This is a genomic window from Photobacterium sp. SKA34, assembly GCF_000153325.1.
Taxonomy (GTDB): Bacteria; Pseudomonadota; Gammaproteobacteria; order Enterobacterales; family Vibrionaceae; genus Photobacterium.
Genome location: NZ_AAOU01000052.1, coordinates 1 through 23,592, shown reverse-complemented (window position 1 = coordinate 23,592; position 23,592 = coordinate 1). Strand labels below are relative to the sequence as shown.

At 41.2% G+C, this 23,592-nt stretch carries 26 protein-coding genes and 1 pseudogene; 15 read left to right on the top strand and 12 right to left on the bottom strand.

The genetic code is table 11. The annotated features are described in order from the left end of the window. Together SKA34_RS01120 and cpxA are read left to right on the top strand one after the other, a co-directional pair. A partial coding sequence (locus tag SKA34_RS01120) for a winged helix-turn-helix domain-containing protein (RefSeq protein ID WP_006643653.1) occupies window positions 1–414 on the top strand: 414 nt, incomplete at its 5' end. Continuing rightward, window positions 414–1,793 (top strand): envelope stress sensor histidine kinase CpxA, encoded by a 1,380-nt coding sequence (gene cpxA, locus SKA34_RS01115; RefSeq protein ID WP_006643652.1) that lies wholly within the window; start codon window positions 414–416, stop codon window positions 1,791–1,793. The genes SKA34_RS01120 and cpxA, both read left to right, overlap by 1 nt. Here cpxA and SKA34_RS23765 read toward each other — a convergent pair. Beyond that, window positions 1,771–1,971 (bottom strand): annotated as a pseudogene (locus tag SKA34_RS23765) (diguanylate cyclase domain-containing protein); the annotation flags it as partial. The gene cpxA and the pseudogene SKA34_RS23765 overlap by 23 nt on opposite strands. Window positions 1,972–2,056: 85 nt before the next feature. Between SKA34_RS23765 and SKA34_RS01110 the strand changes: the two are divergent. Then, window positions 2,057–2,521, top strand: coding sequence for a tRNA (cytidine(34)-2'-O)-methyltransferase (locus tag SKA34_RS01110; protein WP_006643651.1), 465 nt, complete (start codon window positions 2,057–2,059; stop codon window positions 2,519–2,521). 70 nt (window positions 2,522–2,591) lie between these two features. Here the strand turns inward: SKA34_RS01110 and cysE are convergent, their stop codons facing one another. The 4 genes from cysE to SKA34_RS01090 all read right to left on the bottom strand — a co-directional run bounded on the left by cysE (window position 2,592) and on the right by SKA34_RS01090 (window position 5,623). Beyond that, window positions 2,592–3,413, bottom strand: coding sequence for a serine O-acetyltransferase (gene cysE, locus SKA34_RS01105; RefSeq protein ID WP_006643650.1), 822 nt, complete (start codon window positions 3,411–3,413; stop codon window positions 2,592–2,594). 150 nt (window positions 3,414–3,563) lie between these two features. Continuing rightward, entirely contained in the window at window positions 3,564–4,580 is a 1,017-nt protein-coding gene (gene gpsA / locus SKA34_RS01100) for an NAD(P)H-dependent glycerol-3-phosphate dehydrogenase (protein WP_006643649.1), read from the bottom strand. 17 nt (window positions 4,581–4,597) lie between these two features. Then, entirely contained in the window at window positions 4,598–5,059 is a 462-nt protein-coding gene (secB, locus tag SKA34_RS01095; protein ID WP_006643648.1) for a protein-export chaperone SecB, read from the bottom strand. 123 nt (window positions 5,060–5,182) lie between these two features. Further along, window positions 5,183–5,623, bottom strand: coding sequence for a rhodanese-like domain-containing protein (locus tag SKA34_RS01090; protein ID WP_006643647.1), 441 nt, complete (start codon window positions 5,621–5,623; stop codon window positions 5,183–5,185). 416 nt (window positions 5,624–6,039) lie between these two features. On the opposite strand from SKA34_RS01090, the gene gpmM reads away from it, so the two are divergent. After that, a complete protein-coding gene (gene gpmM / locus SKA34_RS01085) occupies window positions 6,040–7,581 on the top strand; it encodes a 2,3-bisphosphoglycerate-independent phosphoglycerate mutase (RefSeq protein WP_006643646.1) in 1,542 nt (513 codons plus the stop codon). Between the two features lie 8 nt (window positions 7,582–7,589). Continuing rightward, window positions 7,590–8,885 carry a murein hydrolase activator EnvC gene (gene envC / locus SKA34_RS01080; RefSeq protein WP_039859508.1) on the top strand — a complete coding sequence of 432 codons (1,296 nt, stop codon included), beginning with the start codon at window positions 7,590–7,592 and terminating at the stop codon, window positions 8,883–8,885. Between the two features lie 88 nt (window positions 8,886–8,973). On the opposite strand, the gene SKA34_RS01075 is transcribed toward envC, so the two are convergent. Continuing rightward, the gene (locus SKA34_RS01075) at window positions 8,974–9,618 is read right to left on the bottom strand and encodes a TetR/AcrR family transcriptional regulator (protein WP_006643644.1); all 645 of its coding nucleotides are present in this window, start codon (window positions 9,616–9,618) and stop codon (window positions 8,974–8,976) included. Window positions 9,619–9,733: 115 nt separating this feature from the next. Here SKA34_RS01075 and rfaD point away from each other — a divergent pair, with 115 nt between their 5' ends. The 6 genes from rfaD to waaA are packed head-to-tail and all read left to right on the top strand — an operon-like array spanning window position 9,734 to window position 16,322. Next, window positions 9,734–10,678 (top strand): ADP-glyceromanno-heptose 6-epimerase, encoded by a 945-nt coding sequence (gene rfaD, locus SKA34_RS01070; RefSeq protein WP_006643643.1) that lies wholly within the window; start codon window positions 9,734–9,736, stop codon window positions 10,676–10,678. Between the two features lie 7 nt (window positions 10,679–10,685). Further along, a complete protein-coding gene (gene lpxM, locus SKA34_RS01065; RefSeq protein WP_006643642.1) occupies window positions 10,686–11,642 on the top strand; it encodes a lauroyl-Kdo(2)-lipid IV(A) myristoyltransferase in 957 nt (318 codons plus the stop codon). Between the two features lies 1 nt (window position 11,643). Beyond that, entirely contained in the window at window positions 11,644–12,915 is a 1,272-nt protein-coding gene (locus SKA34_RS01060) for an O-antigen ligase (protein ID WP_006643641.1), read from the top strand. Next, complete coding sequence (locus SKA34_RS01055) at window positions 12,912–13,994, top strand: glycosyltransferase family 4 protein (protein WP_006643640.1); 1,083 nt, start codon at window positions 12,912–12,914, stop codon at window positions 13,992–13,994. The genes SKA34_RS01060 and SKA34_RS01055 overlap by 4 nt, the downstream gene beginning before the upstream one ends. A gap of 15 nt (window positions 13,995–14,009) precedes the next feature. Then, a complete protein-coding gene (gene waaF, locus SKA34_RS01050; protein WP_006643639.1) occupies window positions 14,010–15,041 on the top strand; it encodes a lipopolysaccharide heptosyltransferase II in 1,032 nt (343 codons plus the stop codon). 6 nt (window positions 15,042–15,047) lie between these two features. Further along, window positions 15,048–16,322 (top strand): lipid IV(A) 3-deoxy-D-manno-octulosonic acid transferase, encoded by a 1,275-nt coding sequence (gene waaA / locus SKA34_RS01045; protein ID WP_006643638.1) that lies wholly within the window; start codon window positions 15,048–15,050, stop codon window positions 16,320–16,322. A 41-nt stretch (window positions 16,323–16,363) separates the two neighbouring features. Here waaA and SKA34_RS01040 read toward each other — a convergent pair whose 3' ends face one another. Next, complete coding sequence (locus tag SKA34_RS01040; protein ID WP_006643637.1) at window positions 16,364–17,068, bottom strand: 3-deoxy-D-manno-octulosonic acid kinase; 705 nt, start codon at window positions 17,066–17,068, stop codon at window positions 16,364–16,366. A gap of 89 nt (window positions 17,069–17,157) precedes the next feature. Here SKA34_RS01040 and SKA34_RS01035 point away from each other — a divergent pair, with 89 nt between their 5' ends. The 4 genes from SKA34_RS01035 (at window position 17,158) to SKA34_RS01020 (ending at window position 20,482) form a co-directional block, all read left to right on the top strand. After that, complete coding sequence (locus SKA34_RS01035; protein ID WP_006643636.1) at window positions 17,158–18,216, top strand: glycosyltransferase family 9 protein; 1,059 nt, start codon at window positions 17,158–17,160, stop codon at window positions 18,214–18,216. A 7-nt stretch (window positions 18,217–18,223) separates the two neighbouring features. Beyond that, a complete protein-coding gene (locus SKA34_RS01030) occupies window positions 18,224–19,000 on the top strand; it encodes a glycosyltransferase family 2 protein (protein WP_006643635.1) in 777 nt (258 codons plus the stop codon). Between the two features lie 8 nt (window positions 19,001–19,008). Next, a complete protein-coding gene (gene coaD, locus SKA34_RS01025; protein ID WP_006643634.1) occupies window positions 19,009–19,491 on the top strand; it encodes a pantetheine-phosphate adenylyltransferase in 483 nt (160 codons plus the stop codon). Window positions 19,492–19,753: 262 nt separating this feature from the next. Continuing rightward, entirely contained in the window at window positions 19,754–20,482 is a 729-nt protein-coding gene (locus SKA34_RS01020; RefSeq protein WP_006643633.1) for a glycosyltransferase family 25 protein, read from the top strand. A gap of 38 nt (window positions 20,483–20,520) precedes the next feature. Here the strand turns inward: SKA34_RS01020 and SKA34_RS01015 are convergent, their stop codons facing one another. From SKA34_RS01015 to rpmB, 5 genes are all read right to left on the bottom strand, one after another. After that, window positions 20,521–21,525 (bottom strand): NAD-dependent epimerase, encoded by a 1,005-nt coding sequence (locus SKA34_RS01015; protein WP_006643632.1) that lies wholly within the window; start codon window positions 21,523–21,525, stop codon window positions 20,521–20,523. A 142-nt stretch (window positions 21,526–21,667) separates the two neighbouring features. Continuing rightward, window positions 21,668–22,477 carry a bifunctional DNA-formamidopyrimidine glycosylase/DNA-(apurinic or apyrimidinic site) lyase gene (gene mutM / locus SKA34_RS01010; protein ID WP_006643631.1) on the bottom strand — a complete coding sequence of 270 codons (810 nt, stop codon included), beginning with the start codon at window positions 22,475–22,477 and terminating at the stop codon, window positions 21,668–21,670. An 18-nt stretch (window positions 22,478–22,495) separates the two neighbouring features. Further along, a complete protein-coding gene (locus SKA34_RS01005; RefSeq protein ID WP_006643630.1) occupies window positions 22,496–23,011 on the bottom strand; it encodes a hypothetical protein in 516 nt (171 codons plus the stop codon). A gap of 170 nt (window positions 23,012–23,181) precedes the next feature. After that, window positions 23,182–23,349 carry a 50S ribosomal protein L33 gene (gene rpmG, locus SKA34_RS01000; RefSeq protein ID WP_005371942.1) on the bottom strand — a complete coding sequence of 56 codons (168 nt, stop codon included), beginning with the start codon at window positions 23,347–23,349 and terminating at the stop codon, window positions 23,182–23,184. Window positions 23,350–23,362: 13 nt separating this feature from the next. After that, a partial coding sequence (gene rpmB, locus SKA34_RS00995) for a 50S ribosomal protein L28 (RefSeq protein WP_006643629.1) occupies window positions 23,363–23,592 on the bottom strand: 230 nt, incomplete at its 5' end.

Genomic DNA, 23,592 nt, shown 5'->3' with positions numbered 1-23,592 from the left:
GCTGATGATTACCTGCCTAAACCCTTTAGCGACCGGGAGTTGTTAGCTCGTATACGCGCAGTATTGCGCCGAACCCAAGCCACTACCGAAAAAAACCCTGAAAAATCAGATCTACTCACCTATCAAGACATTATGATTTATCCCGGACGACAAGAGGTGGTTTGTCAGGAGATCCCTGTCGAAATGACCGGTACAGAGCTCGCTTTATTAAGCTATTTTATTCAGCGTCCAGGCCAAATTATTGCCAAAGAATCTTTGAGCTTAGATGTACTCGGTAAGCGTTTAGCTCGGTTTGATCGCGCCATTGATATGCATGTATCCAATATTCGTAAAAAGTTGCCGGAGCGCTTAGATGGTAAGCCAAGGATTAAAACCTTGCGTGGTAAAGGTTACTTATTAGTTGAGGAAGCATAATGAAATTTCCGGGGCTCACTAGCCTTTATGGCCGTATTTTTGCTATTTTCTGGTTTACCCTTTTTGTTGTCGTCGTGACAATCGTTTTGTTATTTCAACTCGACCCTAGAACCGGGCAGGCGATCCCCGAGCCTCACCTTAAACGCCTAGAATATACTGCCGAAAATATTAACCAAAAACTCAACACTCCACGAAACGAAACCGTTAAAAAACTGCAGCTAGAACAAAAACTCAAACGCTTAACAAAACGTAAAAATAATCACGATATCCAGATTTATTTTACGACCCTTAATGGCGACATTATCTCACCACAAAAACACACTAAAGCACTGCGTAACTTTATTACTATTGCGGATAACCCAAGTGCCCCTAAGCAACGCTTATATGGTCGCTGGATGATGGCTGGCCCCTTTATGATCAATACGCCAAATGGTCATATTTATATGTATAGCGGCCAAGTGTGGCGTGGGCCTTCCCCTTTTATCATCCAAATTTTGGATAAACCGTTTAAGCTCCTACTCGTGACAATGCTAGTCAGTACCCCCTTTTTACTCTGGCTCGCTTGGGCGGTCACACGCCCAGCAAGGCGTTTACAACAAGCCGCAGAGCGTGTCGCACAAGGTGAGTTTACCGCTGATCCAAATTTAGAAACGGGCCCTCGAGAATTTAAACAAGCTGGCGCAAGCTTTAATCAAATGGTGGGGGCGTTAAATACTATGATCAGTGGACAGCAACGTTTACTGTCAGATATTTCTCACGAGTTACGCTCACCACTTACTCGCTTACGAATGGCTACTGCATTAGCTCAACGCAAACAAGGGGAAAGCCTTGAGCTAACACGAGTTGATACGGAGGCTGAACGATTAGAAAACATGATTGGCGAATTACTTGAATTATCTAGGATGCAAGTCAACAGCCATCAACAAAATGAAAGGCTTGATAGCCAAACGTTATGGTATGAGATGCTTGAAGATGCTCGTTTTGAAGCCGAACAATGCCATAAAACTTTACGTTATAACACACTGCAAGATTGGCCGATTAATGGCAACCCTAACCTGTTGATCAGCGCACTAGAGAACGTGATACGTAACGCAATCAAATACGGAAATGACATCATTGAAATACAGTTTACGGTTCAGCAGCACCTGCTCACTATCACTATTGATGACAATGGTGATGGTGTGCCTGAGGCGGAATTGGATGATATATTCCGGCCCTTTTACCGCGTATCCACCGCACGAGATCGTGACAGCGGAGGCACAGGGCTTGGTTTAGCCATTACAGAAAGCGCGATTCGACAGCATAGAGGAACAATTCAAGCGAATAACAGTTCGCTTGGCGGATTGAATGTTACTATCACTCTACCACTGGCTCGCTAACGGCATTAAAGAAATACACTTGATGTAACAACAACGCTTTTGAGCCGAATACTTTACGTATCATTAAAGCTAGATGCTGTAATACTCTATCTCCAGCTGCATGACCATATTGATCATTTATCGGCTTAAAGTCCTCCAGATCAATATACAAAGCTGAAAAAATATATTTTTGGTGGGAGTAATCTTTATGCTCCGGCTATTTGCTTGTTTATACTGACCTTGTCACAATGCGTTATCTTTAGCTGCTAATAAAGCGATAAATTATGTTTGATATTGCGTTATATGAACCTGAAATTGCTCCCAATACCGGTAACATTATTCGCCTCAGTGCGAACTGTGGCGCGAACCTGCACCTAATTGAGCCTTTAGGGTTTGATCTTGATGAAAAGAAAGTGCGCCGTGCTGGATTGGATTATCATGATTTAGCGCATGTCCATCGCCATAAAGACTTTACAGCCTTCATGCAAGCAATGGAGGGCCGTCGTATTTTTGCCTGCACCACCAAAACCACCAATTTCCATACTAACGCGAAATTTGAACAAGGTGATGTGTTACTTTTTGGCCCAGAAACTCGTGGCCTACCGGCTGAATTTATTGCCAGCCAGCCCCTAGAGCAACGCTTGCGTATTCCAATGCAACCCGATAGCCGCAGCTTAAACCTTTCCAATGCAGTTGCGATTATTGCGTTTGAAGCATGGCGACAAATGGATTTTAACGGCGCAGTATAAAACAGAAAAGGCGATCAATGATCGCCTTTTCTTTCACATTCAATATGTTCTTATTGAACATAAACGATGACTAAATACCATCACCTTCAATAAACGTTTGCGAGTTACCATTAAATTGCTGATCCATATCCATCGATGGTTTATCTGAATTTGGTCGCCCAACAACTTTAGCAGGAATACCGGCAACAGTTGTATGGGGAGGCACATGATTTAACACCACCGAACAAGAGCCAATTTTCGCCCCTTCACCAACTTCGATATTGCCTAACACTTTAGCGCCAGCACCTATCATCACCCCTTCACGGATCTTTGGATGACGATCGCCGCTCTCTTTCCCCGTACCACCTAATGTGACGTCCTGAAGGATTGAGACATCATTTTCAATGACTGCGGTTTCACCAATCACAATACCCGTCGCGTGATCAAACATGATCCCTTGACCAATTTTTGCCGCTGGATGCACATCGACTTGGCAAGCTACAGAGATTTGGTTTTGTAGATAAACCGCTAAGGCTTTTCGATCTTGTTTCCATAACCAGTTAGCTACGCGATATCCTTGAAGAGCGTGACAACCTTTGAGATAAAGTAATGGAATAGAATACATATTAATAGCAGGATCACGTTCAACAACAGCACAAATATCACGTGCTGCCGATTCAACTATCGAACAATCGCTAGCATACGCTTCTTCGATGACCTCACGAACAGCCATCGCTGGCATCGATGGTGTTGCCAATTTATTTGCAAGTATATAACTCAATGCAGCAGCAAGGTCATCATGCTTAATAATCGTGGCATGATAAAAGCTCGCGAGCATTTGCTCATGCTCTGACTGCTCTCGTGCTTCCTGCTTGATCGCTGGCCAAAGCTGGTGTTGTTGACATTGCTTCACGTCATCCTCTGCTTAATTATCTATTCTTCTTATAACTATACTTAATTAGTCAGGTATTACTTTAACCTGATTGCAAAAAAAAACAACGCGAGCCAAGGCTCGCGTTGTTGAAACAGAAGATAATAAGGTTGTTACCTTTATATCTTACTGTTATTCATATTTTTTCTCGCGTGCGAGTAATTCTTTAGCAGCCTCACGAGCATCTTTACCTTGATAAAGTACTTGATAAATTTGCTCAGAGATCGGCATCTCAACACCATAACGCTTCGCCAATTGCCAAACTTCTTTGGTATTACGATAACCTTCAACAATTTGACCAATTTCCTGTTGTGCTTGCTCTACACTTTTACCTGCGCCTAACGCTAAACCAAAACGACGGTTACGGGATTGGTTATCGGTACATGTTAGTACTAAATCACCCAACCCTGCCATACCCATAAAGGTTTCAGGCTGTGCACCTAATGCCGCGCCAAGACGGCACATTTCAGCAAGACCACGGGTGATCAACGCTGTACGTGCATTGGCACCAAAGCCAATACCGTCAGACATACCCGCACCTATTGCAATCACATTTTTTACAGCGCCGCCTAATTGCATCCCCGTGAAATCATTATTGCTATAAACTCTAAACGTTTTATCACAATGAATTTTTTCTTGAAGATCAGCAACAAATTCCGCATCCGGTGATGCAACAGAAATAGCCGTCGGTAAACCCGCTGCCAGTTCTTGAGCAAAGGTAGGGCCTGATAATACTGCAAGTGGAATATCACTACCTAAAGCATCTACTGCGACATCTTTTAACAGACGTCCAGTTTCTGGTTCTAACCCTTTGGTCGCCCAACAGACACGTGAATCTGAGCGTAAGAAAGGTTTTACTTGTGATAATACTTGACCAAATACATGACTTGGTACAACAACAAGTAAATCGCGGCTACCTTCAACAGCATCTTGTAAGTTTGACGTTACAATTAACGATTCAGGAAAGCGTACACTAGGAAGAAACGCTTCATTGGCACGATCAATTTCCAATTGTGCAATATGTTCTGGGTCATGGCCCCATAAAATAACATTGGCACCATTTCTGGATAACGCAATAGCAAGTGCTGTGCCGTAAGAGCCAGCGCCTAATACTGCCATTGAAATCGTATTATTTGCGTTCTTAGTCATAATTGTTACTTTGTTTATTAAGCTTCAGCGTTTGCTTCTGCTTGGTTTTGTAAGTAGTTCATGAACAATGCATCAAAGTTTACTGGTGCTAGGTTCAATTGTGGGAATGTACCCTTAACTACTAAGCTTGAAATTGTTTCACGTGCGTATGGGAATAGGATGTTCGGGCAAAATGCACCTAGGCAATGTGCTAGCTGTGGTGCTTCCATACCTGCAACAGAGAAGATACCGCCCTGCTGAACTTCACAAAGGAATGCGTTCTCTTCTTCATTCTTAACTGTAACAGTCAGACGAAGTACAACTTCATACACACCTTCAGCTAGTTCACGGCTTTGAGTATCAAGATCCAATTTCACATCTGGGTTCCATTCTTTTTGGAACATATCCGGTGAATTAGGCGCTTCAAAAGAAACGTCTTTTAGGAATACACGTTGAATTTGAAAGTTTTGTTGTGCTTCTGTATTTGCTGCTTCAGCCATTTCCTGAGTCCTTTTTGATGCTCGCTATTACGAGACTTAATACGCCAGCACAGTGCTAACCACAGGCTGTATTGAATAAATAGACAGCGGTATGACTATGCGTACCGCACATCAAACAATGCGTTATTTTTTACCTTTGCTTTTTACTAGCGGTAGGTTTGCTTCGTTCCAAGCAATCAGACCATCTTTTAGTACATTAACATTGGTAAAACCCGCTTTACTCAAATCATTTGCCGTTGTTTGAGCGGTTTGACCTGTCTTACATACGACAATGATTGGGGCTGTTTTATGTTTTTCAAGCTCTGTAATGTTTTGTTCTTTAATTTGGCTTGGTAAAGCGTGAAGTGAGCCAGCAATATGACCTTTACGGTATTCGTCACGAGAGCGAATATCAACAAACACTCCTTCTTCACGATTGACTAATACTGTCGCGTCGTTAATACCAATTGTTTTATAGGTTGCAGTTTTCTCTTTGATCATCGAACCGATGATAGCGACAACTAAACCGATCCAAACTAGAGATAAAATAGGGTTACTGGTTAAAAATTCAATATATTGTTGCATTTGCTTCGCTCTGTTTCATGGCTAAATGGCAGCCAAGATTAACGGGATTTTTAAAGGTTTTGAGTATACCGTTGTTAACTATCATGTACAGCAACGGGTATTCATTCCGCGCATTAACTCACTTGTTGGTATTAATAAGTTATGCGCATCCCCAGTATAAAAGCGAATCTCACACTTACCTATTAATGAAATAGAGAAAACTGTGATCTAGGGCTTACACTCAAGACAATAAATGCATATATTTTGTCAATAGGTCACAATACGCTCGACAGTAAGTTTGAACTTCTCCTACTGCTTTCAATACTTTCTGTAGTAAAATCATATTAATGGATATTACAATTACTTTAAAAATGCTTTTATATTAAGCAGTTAAGGTAATTGATATAGATTTTTATTTATTCGAAGAGGGACAGAATATGTCTGCGAAGAAACCACTTGCACTTGTTATTTTAGATGGTTGGGGCTACCGCGAAGACAATGCGGATAACGCAATTGCTAACGCTCAAACGCCAGTAATGGATGAGCTACTTGCTCAAAATCCTAACACACTAATTTCAGCTTCTGGTATTGATGTTGGTCTACCTGACGGTCAAATGGGTAACTCTGAAGTAGGTCATACTAATATCGGTGCAGGCCGTGTGGTATACCAAGATCTTACTCGTATTACTAAAGCGATCAGCGATGGTGAATTTTTCGAAAATGAAGCACTTGTAACGGCTATCGACAAAGCGGTTAACGCAGGAAAAGCCGTTCATATTATGGGTCTTCTTTCTCCTGGCGGTGTTCACAGCCATGAAGATCATATTGCTTCTGCAATTGAAATGGCAGCAAAACGTGGTGCAGAGAAAATATACTTGCACGCATTCTTAGATGGCCGTGATACGCCACCACGTAGCGCAAAAAACTCTCTTGTCCGTTTTAACGAACTATTTGCTCAACTAGGCAAAGGACGTACAGCATCACTGATTGGTCGTTACTACGCAATGGATCGTGATAATAACTGGGATCGCGTTGAAAAAGCTTACGATCTTATCTCTGCCGCTAAAGCTGAGTTCACAGTCGCTAATGCCGTTGACGGTCTAGCTGCCGCTTACGAGCGCAATGAAAATGACGAATTTGTAAAAGCAACAGAAGTACGTGCTGAAGGCCAAGAAGCCGCAATCATGGAAGACGGCGATAGCGTTATTTTCATGAACTACCGTGCTGACCGTGCGCGTGAAATCACACGTGCATTTGAGCCTGGCTTTACAGGTTTTGAACGCACACAACGCCCACAATTATCTGACTTTGTAATGCTTACGCAATATGCGGCAGATATTGCCCTTACAACCGCGTTTAAACCAGCAAGCCTAGATAATACATTGGGTGAATGGCTATCGAAGAAAGGCAAAAAACAGCTACGCATTTCTGAAACAGAAAAATACGCACACGTAACCTTCTTCTTCAATGGTGGTAAAGAAGACGAGTTCGATGGTGAATCACGTCAACTTGTTGCTTCACCAAAAGTGGCGACTTACGATCTTCAACCTGAAATGAGTGCACCTGAGCTAACAGATAAGCTTGTTGCTGCAATCAAAGGTGGTGAGTTCGATATGATCATCTGTAACTACCCTAACGGTGATATGGTTGGTCATACTGGTGTGTATGACGCAGCAGTGAAAGCATGTGAAGCACTAGATACTTGCCTTGGTAAAGTTGTTGCAGCGATTAAAGAAATGGATGGTCAGTTGCTGATCACTGCCGACCACGGTAATGCTGAAATGATGGTTGACCCTTCAACTGGCGGCATCCACACAGCACACACTAATCTACCTGTGCCACTTATTTACGTAGGTAGCAAAGACTTAGATCTTAAGTCAGGTGGTAAGCTGTCAGATCTTGCGCCAACGATGCTTTCACTAACAGATATGGAAATCCCTGCAGAGATGTCTGGTCAGGTGCTATACAATCTGAAATAATTATCTCCATGCGAGATATAATTAGAAAACATCTAAACCAAAAAATCCGCGCCAGTGCATTATGCACTGGCGTTCTTTTATGCATGACATTTGCCGTTCCATGTGCAGCGTCCAGTCAAAACCAGCTCGATGGCGTAAAACAGGAAATCTCACGTCAAAAAAATCAACTGGCAAGCAAGCAAAAGAAATACAACAGCTTGCAACAAGATCTAAAACGACACGAACTGAACATTGCCAAAGCTGCGAATGATATTCATGCTACAAACAATCAATTAGCAACCATTAAACGTGCTATTGATAAGTTAAATACAGAACAAACAGAACTGGAACAAAAACAGAAACAACAAAAAGCAGTTGTTGCTTCTCTCTTAAATGCCCAATTTCGCCAAGGCCAAGACAGTGATATCGCCAGTTTATTAAGTGGAGAAGATTCAACACGCCTTGATCGAATGACAACCTATGCTGAGTACATCAGTAAAGCACGTGTCGAAGCCATTGATGCACTCGATGCCACGCAAACTGAAATTCAAATGAAAGTGCACCAGCTCAAAGAGCAAAAATCGGAGCAGCAACAAGCACTCAACGCTCTTGAACAGCAAAAACAAACACTCGATCAACAGCAGCAATCACGTCAAAAAACACTATCTAGCATAAAAAGCCAAATCGATAGCAGCAGTGAAGATCTAGCTGAACTGCAAGCCAACGAAAAACAAATGCTGGCCGCAATTGCCAAAGCGAAAGCTGAAGCGGAAAGAAGAGCCCGTGAAGAAGCGGCAAGAATTGCCCGTGAAAAAGCGGCAGCTCAAGCACGCATAAAAGCGGCAAAAGAAGCCAAAGCACGTGCTGCAGCAGAGGCAGAAGCACGTGAGATTGACAGGCAATATGCAAACCAGAACGCTCGCGTGCCAATGGACGGCCTTGCTCGTCATAAAGGAAAATTGTACTGGCCTGTGAAAGGGGCTATTTTGCATAACTATGGCTCGCACCAGCAAGGGCAATTACGTTGGAAAGGCATGGTATTTAGCAAGCCAATGGGTAGCCAAGTAAAAGCGATTTATTCCGGTCGTATTATTTTTGCAGACTGGCTACGTGGCTATGGTTTGATGATTGGTATTGATCACGGTAAAGGTGACATGAGTTTCTATGGCTATAACCAAACACTACTGAAAAAAGTCGGTGATAAGGTACAAGCTGGAGAGCCAATTGCTTTAGTCGGTGACAGTGGTGGCCAAACTCAGTCCGGACTCTATTTTGAGATCCGCCGTAAAGGGCAGCCAATAGATCCTAAACCTTGGCTTGATTAAGCTCCACTTTTAGTACTAAAAATAAAAAAGGTTGGTGATAGTTATTATCCCAACCTTTTTTAATATCGCTTCTTTTCGCAACGGATTCTTAGCGTTTCGCTTGCTGCTCTTGTTGCTCGTAATACTGTTTCAATGCTTCTACACGTTCGCAGCCTAACGGTGTTGCCAGCGGCCTTACAATATTAAGTATCTGAATAACACCTTTATAGATAATCGTCGGGGTTATTTTGGCACCAGCGACTTGTGTTGTTTGATAACTAATCCAACTAGATGCCACCATCAATAAAGTCTCAGCCAACGTTTTCAAATCTTCATCATAGATATCAACCAACCCACCATCTTTTAAGCTTTGCATCAATATCGCAATATTACTGCGAAGTTTCGCCTGTGCTTCAAGGTATTTAAGCTGTAATTCAGGATCACGACGTAAGATATCAGGCAAATTTGCGTAGAAAAAACGATAGCGCCACATCAGCAAAAATACGGCATCAAGGTAACTCAACAGACTTTCCGTCGTTTCAGCTTCACTGCGCGGTTGAAAGCTCACTTGTAAGTCAGTGGCATATAAATCAAAAATACTGTGGATGATCTGTTCTTTATTTCTGAAATGATAATAAAGATTACCCGGACTGATCGCTAGATCGGCGGCGATATGGTTCGTCGTTACATTTGGCTCTCCACGATCATTAAATAACGCTAAAGCAGCATGAATAATTCTGTCTCGGGTTTTCATTTGATTGACTTCCTTCGCCCTTCTTCTACATATAATGTATCATAAGTTAACGTTTTTTTTGCTCTGTAGCGCCATAGCTACAAGTTGTTATTTCATCAATGAAGGATTTTCTCCCATGATAATTGTTACTGGCGGCGCCGGCATGATCGGCAGCAACATCGTAAAAGCCCTTAACGAGCAAGGTTGTAACGACATTTTAGTGGTGGATAACCTCAAAGACGGGACTAAATTCGCCAACCTTGTCGATTTAGACATTGCCGATTACATGGACAAAGAAGACTTCATCACGCAAATTATGGCGGGAGATGAGTTCGGAACCATTGAAGCTATTTTCCATGAAGGTGCTTGCTCAGCAACCACTGAGTGGGACGGTAAATACATGATGCTCAATAACTATGAGTACTCAAAAGAGCTATTGCATTACTGTTTAGAGCGCCAAATCCCCTTCCTTTACGCTTCATCTGCTGCAACTTATGGTGGCCGCGATCATGACTTCATCGAAGAAAAACCATACGAAGGTGCACTGAACGTTTATGGTTATTCAAAACAACAATTTGATAACTATGTTCGCCGTATTTGGCAAGATGCAGAAGCACACGGTGAGAAACTATCGCAAATTACTGGCTTCCGTTATTTCAATGTGTACGGCCCACGTGAGCAACACAAAGGCAGTATGGCCTCTGTCGCCTTTCACCTAAACACTCAAATTAACGAAGGTGGCAACCCAAAATTGTTTGAAGGCTCTGAAACCTTTAAACGTGATTTTGTTTATGTTGGCGATGTATGCAAAATGAACCTATGGTTCTTAGCAAATAGCGTTTCGGGTATTTTTAACTGTGGTACAGGCAATGCTGAATCTTTCCAAGCAGTAGCTGATGCTGTCGTTAAATATCATGGAAAAGGTGAAGTTGAGTCAGTACCTTTCCCTGAACACCTAAAAGGTCGTTACCAAACTTACACTCAAGCAGATCTTACTAAAGTGCGCGCTGCTGGCTATACAGAAACGTTTAAATCTGTTGCTGAAGGCGTTGCAGAATACATGAAAATCCTAAACAAATAATAACGATATGATTGATAACCATTACGATAAACAAGCTTATAACCCACAATTTGAATGGGCTTTTCTAGCGCCTAAATATTGGGGGACATGGCTTGCTGTTATGCTCGCTTCTCTATTTTGCTTACTGCCCCATAAAGCACGCCGTGCAATTGCGAGTACCTTTGCTAAAAAAGCCATCAAGCTAAATAGCAAATCAAATCGTCGTGCGCGCGTAAACTTACAGATGTGCTTTCCTGACAAAACCGATGCTGAACGTGAAGATATTCTTCTGCAAAGTATCACCACTGCAGGTACATTCTTGCTGGGGTTTGCATCGTTAAGTGTACGTAGCAAATTTTGGTTAGAAGATAATACCGTGATCCGCGGGATGGAGAACCTCACCACTCTCACCGATCAGCAGCAAAGCGTAATTTTGTTAGTTCCTCACACTTGGGCGATTGATATTCCGGCGGTACTGCTTGCATCACGCGGTTTACCAGTTTCTGCAATGGCGAAAAAGCAGAAAAACCCAGTATCAGACTGGTTGATGCACCGTCAACGTGTGCAATATGGCGGCCGTGTTTATGAACGCAGCGGCGGTATTAAACCGTTTATTAAATCAATTCGCGAAGGGTACTTGGGGTACTACTTACCCGATGAGGATCTTGGTCCTGAACACAGTGTTTTTGTCGATTTCTTTGGTACCACCAAAGCAACAATGTCAGGTCTTGGCCGACTGTCTAAATTAAGTCGCGCAAAGATCGTACCGCTTTTTGCGATGTATAACAGTGAATCAGGTAAATATGAGTTAGATTTTTACCCTGCTCTGCCTTTCCCGAGTGAAACTGAAGAGCAAGATGCCCGCATGATGAATGAATGTATTGAGCAATACGTGAGTGAACGTCCAGAGCAATATATGTGGATTCTACGTTTATTAAAAACACGTCCTAATAGTGATGATAATCCTTATCAGGTGAAGAAATAAAATGACTCTTCCTCGCTTTTTAAATCGTGAAATAATCATAAGCTTGCTCGTCGCAAGCTTTCCTATTTTATGCCTTGCTTACGGTAAAGGTTATAACTTACCACCAATTTTATTATTAGTAGCTGCACTTGGTTTTTGTTGGCAATTCAACACTATTAACTATACAAAACAGGTAAAATGGGTATTAGGTAGCTTTGGTATTTACTTTCTCACTTATTTAGCCTCAACACTTTATTACGGCGTTAGTTTTTCTGAAATCGATATGCCTAGTCGTATAGTGTTAGTACTGCCTATATTTCTATTACTTCTGCTCTATCCACCGAAAATTAATATTCTGACTTCAGGTTTTATTATTGGCTCAATCATTACTGGTATTGTTGCAATGATTCATATTTATGATTTTAAGACTGGTCGAGCATTTAGTGATGTTTTAAAAAACATTCACCCATCATTGAAAGGCTATATGCCTATTCAATCTGGCAATATGGCGATGACATTAGGTTTAATCAGCCTCACGATAAGTATCAATTATCTGATTCAAAAATCATGGTGGCGATTTACATTTAGCTTAATTGCTGCATTTCTAGGTATTTATGCAAGTTTTCTTTCTGGAGCTCGTGGAGGCTGGGTATTTTTACCTCTCGCTGTCGTTTATTTAGCTTTCAGTAATCGTCGATTAATCACGAAGAAAATAGCTTTAGTTAGTATTCTTGTTCTTGGTACAGCCGTTTTTTCACTTAGCCAAAACAAAGAAATTACAACACGTTTAAATTCAGCAATGAATCAAGTCATCCAATATCAAAAAGGCCATGATGAAAACTCGTCATTAGGCGTTCGATTTGAACTTTGGAAAAGTGCTATTTATACCACAGAGCAACACCCTATTATTGGTGCTGGTTATCAAGTTAGAGAAGTACTAAGAGAAAAATGGGCACATGAAGGCCTTGTGAATTCACAAGTGATTAAAAACTTTTTAGATTCACACTCCCATAATCAATTTTTAGAAGATTTATCTGTCCGTGGTGTTATTGGACTAACAGCACTGCTTGCTATTTTTATTATTCCTCTTGGTATCTTTATCGTAAACCATCGTATTGCAAACTCACCTCAACAAAAAATGATCAACCAGTGTGGTGCTATCAGTGTGATCATGATGATAGGTTACTGCTTGTCTCAAGCTATGTTCCGTCATAATTCAGGAATAATTTTCTATTCACTAATGACTGTCATTCTTCTAGCGACAAGCATTTCAATGAGAGAGAAACAATCATGAGAGTACTCGTATTAAGCTCTTATTTAGATGCTTGGAACAGCGTTAGGCCAGAAGCCGAAATGTGTATCGAGATGGTCAAACAAGGTCACGAAGTCACTATTATCACCCAAGGTGATGCACCTTATGTCGAGCGTTTTCATGAAGCAGGAATAACGGTTATCGATTGCTACCCAAGTCGTAAAGTTTGCTTCAAAACAATAAAAACAATTCGCCAAGAACTGCGCCAACACCATTATGATGTGGTGTATGCGCTTAATTCTAAAACTATCCCTAACGCTGCGTTTGCTTGTATTGGTTTTCCTGATACAAAACTTATCAGCTACCGAGGCACTGTTGGCGGTATTTATCGTCATGACCCATCATCGTATTTAACGCATCTTCATCCTCGCGTGAATGGGATCTCTTGTGTCGCAGAAGCAGTTACAGACTCGGTGCGAGGTGTTGTTAAGTTAGCACCAGAAAAAGTTCAAACCATTTATAAAGGCCATGACTTAGCTTGGTATCAAGCAGATGCTCTGCCACGTGAGCAACTAGGTTTAACCGATGATGATATTATTGTTACCTGTGTTGCCAATGCGCGTAAATCCAAAGGCGTTCATGTTCTGCTTGATGCGGCTAAGCAATTAGCTGATATCGACAATCTGCATCTGGTGCTCGTTGGTCGTGATATGGATACGGAAGAAAACAATCAACTAGCAGCAAATAACTGCATGCAGAATCGTATTCACTTTTTAGGTTATCGCTCTGATGTACCTGAAATCATGGCGACATCCGATATCCAAGTGCAGCCTTCTATTAGCGGTGAAGGTCTACCCAAAACAATTATCGAAGCGATGGCAATGGCAAAACCTTCTGTTGTCACAACCACTGGCGGCAGTAAAGAGCTGGTAGAAGAAGGTAAAACCGGTTTTGTTGTTGAAACCAATAATCCTCTAGCATTAGCTGATAAAATTAAACAATTAGCAGAATCTAAAACAATACGCGTTGAAATGGGGCAGAATGCACAACAACGATTAAAAGCGCATTTTTCAATCCAAGAAACAACAAAGCAGCAGCTGAACTTCTTTCAAAGCGTATAAACCAACGGTTGTAATGTGAAAATATTAATTATTGGCCCATCATGGGTTGGCGATATGGTGATGTCGCAATGTCTTTATACCGAGCTTAAAAAGCTTCACCCAAACGCTATCATTGATGTGATGGCACCCGGTTGGTGTAAGCCCGTGCTAGAACGCATGCCTGAGGTAAATCAAGCGATTGAAATGCCTCTTGGTCATGGCGATCTCAATCTTTTTGCTCGCTATCAATTAGGTAAAATTCTTCGCGATGACAACTATGATCATGCGTACGTATTACCCAATTCAGCTAAATCAGCCTTAGTACCCTTGTTTGCTAAGATCCCTGTTCGTACTGGTTGGAAAGGTGAGATGCGTTACGGTTTACTCAATGATTTGCGCAATAACAAAAAATCATTCAACTTGATGATTGAACGCTATATTGCACTCGCCCATCCGGCAACAGCAATGACAGGCTCAGGCTCTTTAACAGATATGCCGCATCCAAAGCTCGCCATCGACGCCATAGCTCAAAATGAAGCACTAACTAAGTTCGGTTTAAACCGAGAAAGAACAGTGATTGGCTTATGTCCAGGCGCTGAATTTGGTCCAGCAAAACGTTGGCCAGAGCAACATTTTGCAAAAGCTGCCGCAACGCTGATAGAGCAAGGTAACCAAGTATGGTTATTCGGCTCAGCAAAAGATCGTGAAGTGACTGATAAAATCAAAGCCAGCCTGCCGCAGGAAATGCAAACACATTGCCAAAATCTTGCTGGTAGTACGTCTTTAATCGAGGCAATTGATTTACTTGCAACCTGTAAAACAGTTGTTAGCAATGACTCTGGTCTGATGCATATTTCAGCCGCCGTTGGCTGTAATATCGTAGCGTTATACGGTTCAACATCACCGGGTTATACCCCACCGCTAGCTGAGCATGTCGAAGTATTAAATACCGATATCAGTTGTCGCCCATGCTTTAAGCGCGAGTGTCCACTAGGTCATTTGAAGTGTTTAACAGAGCTGACACCTGATTTAGTAGTTAATGCGATCAATAAGTTACAACAAGCGTAAGTGAATATGTTACTTAGAATCGTTTATACTTTGCTGCTTACTCTGGCTTCCCCGTTACTTCTGTTTGGGCTATACAAGCAAAAGCCGGGGAAACCTCGTTTTGGCGAGCGTTGGAAAGAACATTTTGGTTTTACGCCTGTCGTTAATGGTAAGAAACCTATTTGGATCCATGCCGCATCAGTTGGAGAATCTATTGCTATCACGCCACTGATCAAAACGCTGAAAGAACAATATCCAGCACAAGCTATCGTGATTACGACAACAACAAGTACAGGCGCAGAGCAAATAGCAAAGCTAGGTGATTTGGTTGAACACCGCTACATGCCGATTGATTTTGCTTGGTGTGTACGAGGCTTTCTAAAAGCGGTGCAACCTAAACTGATGTTAATTGTTGAAAAAGAACTCTGGCTCAATACGCTAGCAACTGTTAAAAAACAGCAGATTCCAATAATAATAGCTAATGCTCGCTTATCAGAACGCTCTGCTCAACGTTATCAATCGGCAGCGTTTTTTACCAAACCACTACTCAATAATGTCGATAGCATTCTTTGTCTTCATCAAGACGATGCTCAACGTTTTATCGATATTGGAGCGACCAAAGAGAAGGTTACAGTAACAGGCTCGATTAAATACGATCTTACTATTGCGCCAACGGTCTTTGAACATGCAACACAATTACGTTCACAACTGGGTCAAGATCGCCTTGTATTCATTGCTGCGAGTACTCACAAAGGTGAAGATGAGCAGGTCTTTACAGCTTTTAAGGCGATATTACAGTACAACGAAAATGCATTACTCATCATCGTTCCTCGTCATCCTGAACGCTTCAATGATGTTGAAGTGTTGGCAAAAGAGCAATTTCAATTGTCCATTCATCGCCGTACTAATAACGCTGAATTTACACCACAAACCCAAGTATATTTAGCCGATACCATGGGTGAGATGCTATTGCTTCTTGCTAGTAGTGATGTCGCGTTTGTCGGGGGAAGTTTGATCGGTGATAAAGTCGGTGGGCATAACTTACTCGAACCTGCAGCAGTAGGAAAACCTGCTATCACAGGCCCTAGCTACTACAACTTTATCGATATTACAGAACAACTACTTCAAGCTGACGCGATAGAAATTTGTCAAGACAGTACTGAGCTAGCAAAGCAAGTAATTGAGTTGTTTGATAACTCAGAACGTCAGCATGTGATGGGAGAGAACGCTAAAAAAGTGGTAGAGCAAAATCAAGGCGCAGTGCAACGCACCATTGATAATATAACTGACTATCTACATTAAATTTATAGCGATGAGAACCCACACTCATCGCTACTTCATCCCTAACCTTGTTGATAGCCATCGTATAACACTTGCCAGTCTTGAGCCTGCCATTGAATATTTCGCTTCTTCACTTCTTTGATAAATGAGCGCTCTAAACGGGCTAAGTTATCCTTTTTCCAACTTTCACCCTGTTGCTGATAGCACTTATCAAAATCAATCAACCAAACTTGCTGATCCATATCAAGCAAGATGTTGTGGGCATTTAAGTCTGTGTGGCAAACCTGCAGATCATGCATCTTACGGATCATAATGCCAATTTGACGCCAAATCGAACTTGGCAGAGATGACTTGATAAGTAACGCAACGAGATCACGGCTATTAGGGATTTTCTCAACCAAAATATCTGCGCGATAAACACAGCCTTTCTTTTCCGCTTTTGCGGCCACAGGACGAGGAACATTTACCCCGCCTTCTCGTAAGACTTTTAGCAGCATCAATTCAGCATAACTACGGGTCTTATCCCAACCAGTAAACCAATAACTGTCACTCACCAACTTACCAAATAAGCCACCACGACGATAATGACGCAATGCCATTTCCATTTTATCGCCAGCAACAAACCAAGTCGTGCCCCGTCCTTGCGCCGAGCCGACAATTGCATTTTGTTGACGCCAAAAATCGATATCTAAGCAACAATGCGGATCGACAGTTAAATAATTGTCATCAAACCATATCATTTTTTGTTCATGGCTAATTGTCTGCACTGTTGTCTTTCTCCTGTTTGTTTTTGTTTATTTTACAATTACCAGCGCTAACTGCATAATTCGCTAACCACTTTTTATTAGGTACCACTATGGCTTTGTTTACCACTGCGCCTCAATCTATCTGTATTTTACGGCTATCAGCTATTGGTGATGTGTGTCATGCGATCGCTGTAGTACAAGCTATCCAAAGACATTGGCCAGAAACTAGTATTACATGGGTAGTGGGTAAAACAGAAGCTCAGCTTGTGGGCACACTGCCTAATATCAAGGTGGTAAGTTTTGATAAGAAAGCTGGCTGGCTAGGGATCAAAGCAGTTTGGAATACTTTGAAAGGTCAAAAGTTTGATGCCTTACTCGACATGCAAGTAGCACTGCGCGCAAGCCTATTATCTTTAGGAATTAAAGCACGCTACAAAGTCGGTTTCTCACGTCAAAGAGCCAAAGAGGGACAATGGCTATTTACGAATAGAAAGCTGCCACAAACAAATGCTCCTCATGTACTTGATAACTTTGCTGAGTTTGCTCGCTACATAGGCGTACCTTTTACTACTCCAGATTGGCAGATCCCATTATCAAGTAAAGATATTGCCTTTGCTCAGCAATATACTAACAAACCAACATTGATCATCTCACCTGCAGCTAGTAAAGATGAACGCAACTGGCTTATAGAGCGCTATGCTGCCGTTGCTGAACATGCCGTTAGTAAAGGATTAAATGTCATCCTATGTGGTTCACCGACGCAACGAGAGCAAACGTTAGGTGAGAAGATCATACAACATTGTCATCACCCTATTACTAACCTTATTGGTAAAACAAGCCTGATCCAATTAACCGCGTTGCTAAAATACGCAACTGTTGTTATCGCTCCTGACTCAGGTCCAGCCCATTTAGCAACTACACAGGGCACTCCAGTGCTCGGTTTGTACGGGCATAGTAATCCAACACGCACAGGCCCTTATCTTAGCCAAAAATATGTCGTCAGTGTGTATCAACAATTTGCAGAAAAGCATTATGGCAAACCTGTCTCAGAGCTTCCATGGGGAGCACGCGTGAAAGGCAGTGATATTATGGCTGCGATTTCTGTTGATGATGTTATTACGCAATTTGATACCATCATCGACTCCTTAACTTTGATCCAATCACAGTGAGAAAACAATGAACCAGCAAAACACCAAACCAAGCCTTGCTGTTGCACTGATTGTAAAAAATGAAGCCAAGCATCTGGCGGCATGTTTAGACTCAGTAAAAGATTGGGTTGATGAAATCGTTATCCTTGATTCTGGCAGTAGCGATACAACAGAAGCCATTGCGCGCCAATATACTGACAAGTTTTTTGTCAGTAATGATTGGCCTGGTTTTGGCATGCAACGTCAACGTGCTCAACAATATGTTGAGAGCGATTATATTTTATGGCTTGATGCTGACGAACGAGTAACGCCAGAGCTACGTCAATCGATTCAACAAGCTGTCGCAAGCAATTACATCAATACGGTTTATCAAGTTAATAGACTCAGCACAGCATTTGGTAAATTTATTCATCACTCTGGTTGGCATCCAGATTGGATCTCACGTTTACATCGCCGCAATGAAACCCAATATAATGAAGTCAAAGTACATGAATCTATTGTGATTCCTGCTAATGGAAAAGTCGAAAAACTAACTGGTAATTTAGAACATTACACTTTTGAAGATTTATTTGAATTTCAGCGAAAACAACAAAATTATGCAGAGCTTTGGGCTGAAGAAAAATTTTTAAAAGGCAAAAAATCATCTATTGCCTCTGCTGTTATCCATTCTATGTTTAGCTTTATTCGTACTTACATTCTTAAAGCTGGGTTTCTAGACGGTAAGCATGGGTTTATTATTGCTTGTATAAACGCCCAATACGTCCTAAATAAATACTTAGGCCTTCACCTAAAGCACAAGAAGTAACGACAATTATGACAACTCGAGTAATTTACCCTGGCACTTTTGATCCAATTACCAACGGTCATTTAGACTTAATTGAGCGTGCAGCAGCAATGTTTGATCATGTGATTGTTGGTGTTGCTTTTAACCCAAGTAAAAAGCCGCTATTTGATCTTAATGAACGCGTAGAGCTAGCAGGTAAAATTACCAAACACTTGGATAATGTAGAGATTGTTGGTTTTTCAGGGCTGCTGGTTGATTTTGCTAAAGAGCACAACGCTAACATTCTAGTCCGTGGTCTACGTGCAGTATCTGATTTTGAATATGAATTTCAGCTAGCCAATATGAATCGCCGCCTGATGCCTGAGTTAGAAACCGTTTTCTTAACTCCAGCAGAAGAAAATTCATTCATTTCTTCAACCATAGTTAAAGAAGTTGCATTGCACAAAGGTGATGTAAGTCAGTTTGTTGATCCACTGATTACTGAAGCATTATTAGAAAAGTTTGTAAAATAGGCATTAATAAAGGTGTTAAACGTGCCTTTACTAAACTTTACCATCAAAGTAATCAACAACAAAGACTAAATATTTCCCATTAAAAATCATTAAATTAGGGTTAACTTCATCCAATTAAGAATAGCGATATTTTTTTAGTCTATGTAATTTTTATACAATATAAATATTATCTATCTTACTGTTTTAAATTTATTTTGGTAGAATCCAACGTTAATTTACGTAACTAGACTGAAAACCTAAACTAAGGTCATTGATATAATATATGAAAATATTCGTCATCAATTTACCGTCATCTTCAGATAGACGACCTTTTATTTCTAAAAAAATGGAAGATATTGGTATTGATTTTGAGTTTTTTTCAGCAATTGACGGCAGAAAAGGGCTTCCTCAAGATCTAGCTAATTGCCCTGATGATAAGCATAGAATTTACTTTCGAAGTCGCCCTTTATCTTCAGGCGAAAAAGGTTGTTATGCTAGTCATTATCGTCTTTGGCAAAAATGCATCGAATTACAACAACCTATCGTGATTTTAGAGGATGATTGTATACCAACAAGTTTTTTTAAACAGATACACACTAAACTGCCAGAACTTCATAATGAAGGATACGAATATCTTCGCTTACAAGGGCAGCAAGGGCAATTTAAAGTAATTGAGCAATTGAGTGACTTACAAATAGTATTATGGAAAGAGAATCTAATCGGGACTGTTGGTTATAGCATCAGCCCGGCTGGAGCTAAAAAACTCATAGCCAAAAGTAAAAAATGGCGATGCCCTGTAGATAATTTTATAGGTGAATCTTATAGAACCAATTTATTATGTACAGGAATACAACCATATGCTATTGAACATGATGATAATCAAACAAGTACAATACAACCAACATCAGCTAAATCTGAAGTATCATTAATTTATAAATCTTTTAGAGAAATTTATCGTTCATATCGTAACATTAGAATGACGCTTCATTATCATCTGACTAAAAAAAAGTAATTTAACGATTAAAGGCCTAATATTAGGCCTTTTCCAACTTACTTTTGATAAAACTCTCGATACCAATCGACAAAAGCTTTTACACCTTCTTTGACTTTCACTTCAGGCTTATAGCCAGTTGCTTTAAATAAATCTTCTGTATCAGCGTACGTCATGTAAACATCGCCTGGCTGCATGTCCATGAAGTTTTTCTTCGCTTCAATGCCCAATGCCTCTTCCAATGCTTCAATATAATCCATGAGTTTTACAGGACTACCGTGACCGATGTTATACACACGATAAGGTGCAGAACTGGTTGCTGGTGAGCCAGCTTCTACCGTCCAATCAGAATTAGGCTGTGGGATCACATCCTGAATACGCATCACACCTTCAACAATATCATCGATATAAGTGAAATCACGGCGCATATCACCATGGTTATACACATCGATCTCTTTACCTTCCATGATTGCATTGGTGAACTTAAACAATGCCATATCTGGACGTCCCCATGGACCATAAACGGTAAAAAAACGTAGGCCAGTAGTCGGAACACCATAAAGATGCGAATACGTGTGTGCCATCAACTCATTAGATTTTTTGGTTGCAGCATAAAGTGAAATGGGATGATCAACGCTATCTGCCGTATTAAATGGTGTCTTATGATTTAAGCCATACACTGAGCTTGAAGAAGCATAAACCAGGTGCTGAACCTTATTGTGGCGACAACCTTCTAAAATCGTGAGATGTCCAACTAAATTACTATCTGCATAGGCCAAGGGGTTATCAATCGAGTAACGCACACCTGCTTGAGCTGCTAAGTGGATAACGCGGTTAAATTGTTGATCTGAAAATAAGTTAGCAATACCTTCACGATCCGCTAAATCTAATTCGATAAAAGTAAAACTTGGATGAACAATACGAGCTAAACGCGCTTGTTTTAGTGATACATCGTAGTAATCATTAAGATTATCGATACCAATGACTTGATGGCCTTGAGCACATAAACGTTCGGTGATTGCGCTACCAATAAAACCAGAAACACCAGTGATGAGATATTTCATTTTTCTATCCTCAATAACGCTTCATTATGCGCTACTCAACCTAAATATTGTGGGCATAATACCATTTTAGATCAATCAACAAAGGTTAATCCCAAGTTAACCGACTCAATAATTATGATGCCTAGGTTAATTATTACCGAACCTATTTCTGACAATCACTGCAGAATACCGTCGCGCGTTGACCGATTTTTGCTTCACTCAAAGTCTTACCGCATTTGGGGCAAGGTTTACCTGCCTTGCCATATACCTGCAACTCTTGCGCAAAATATCCCGGTTTTCCGTCTGCATTTTTAAAGTCTTTCAATGTTGTACCGCCCTGTTTAATGGCGAATGCTAAAACAGATTTAATCTCTTCGACGAGTTTAGTCATCCGCGCTAGCGAGATTTTACCCGCTGCACGTTTAGGGTGAATGCCAGCAGCGAACAAAGATTCATTAGCATAAATATTACCCACTCCAACAACCACATGATTATCCATAATAAATTGTTTTATCGCTGTGCGTTTCCCTTGTGCTTTTTGATGTAAATGTTCCACGTTAAATTCGTCGCTCAATGGCTCTGGACCCATTTTTTCAAGCACAGGGTGTGTTACCCCTTTTTCTTCCCATAACCACGCGCCAAAGCGCCTAGGATCGTTATAACGCAGTACTTCACCACTTGTGAGCACCAAATCAACGTGATCATGCTTCTCAACAGGAGCTCCAACAGGTAAAACGCGTAAGCTGCCTGACATCCCTAGATGCACAATCGCATAGCCAACATCCGTTTCTAACAGCAAGTATTTAGCGCGACGTGTCACCCCACGAATCACTTGCCCTTCAATCGCTTTAATCGCTTCAGGAATAGGCCAACGCAGTCGAGGATTACGGATAATAATTTGTTTCACCGTTTGATCGATAACATGAGGAGAGATCCCCATTCGGCTCACTTCAACTTCTGGTAATTCAGGCATGACTCAATCTCGTTTTTATTAGTTATTTGATAAAGATGTCGGAAACAGATAATCCGCAGTAACAGACACAGCAACCCATTGTTGACCATTATTGAACAACCAAAATTTAGGCAAGGCATAAACTGTTAATCGAATAGGTTCTACTTGTTGCTCCCCCCAAACTTCTATCGTATGTGGAGGCGGTAGCTGTAAACTCAGCTTTGATATAGTTGCTTCATCCACCACAGTGCCTTGTAGATGTTGCCAACGTTGTACTAACTCACTGGCTGAAATCGATAACTTAGACGAACTTTGCCACTGCCCATTACTTTGCTTAAGCGTAAAATGTGGAAAAACAACCCGCTGAATCAAAAGATCTGGCGAGAGGACAAAAACAGTATTGGGAATATTATTTACTTGCTCGGTAACAGTTTGTGTCACCGCTTCTTTAGGTGCAAATCGTTCGCGAAGTAAATCAGGCAATTTAATCATCGCAATAAAGCACAGCACCCCAATAATGATAATGTTATTCCAGCCACGTCGAGTTAAGCGCATTCATCCATTCCTGTCTTATCTTAATGAGAATAAAGATAACACTGGTGAAGTCATTGCACCATTGGCAAATAAGTAGTAACAGAAAGGAAGTCAGTGATGTTAGATAGAAAAGTAATAGATATAAAAAAACCCAGCTAGGCTGGGTTTTTATCAAAGATTGATAAAACCAATTACTTGATTTTAGCTTCTTTGTAAAGCACGTGCTGGCGAACTACTGGATCAAATTTCTTGATCTCAAATTTGCCTGGCATGTTGCGCTTGTTCTTGTCGGTAGTGTAGAAGTGGCCTGTACCAGCAGATGATACTAGACGGATCTTCTCACGAATGCCTTTAGCCATTCTTTAAATCCTCTTAAACGTTCTCGCCGCGAGCACGCATTTCACCAAGAACGACATCAATGCCTTTCTTATCGATGATACGCATGCCTTTCGCAGAAAGGCGTAGTTTAACGAAGCGTTTTTCGCTTTCTACCCAGAAACGATGAGTTTGCAGGTTCGGCAGAAAACGACGCTTGGTGGCATTACGTGCGTGTGAACGGTTGTTACCCGTTACAGGACGCTTACCAGTTACTTGGCATACTC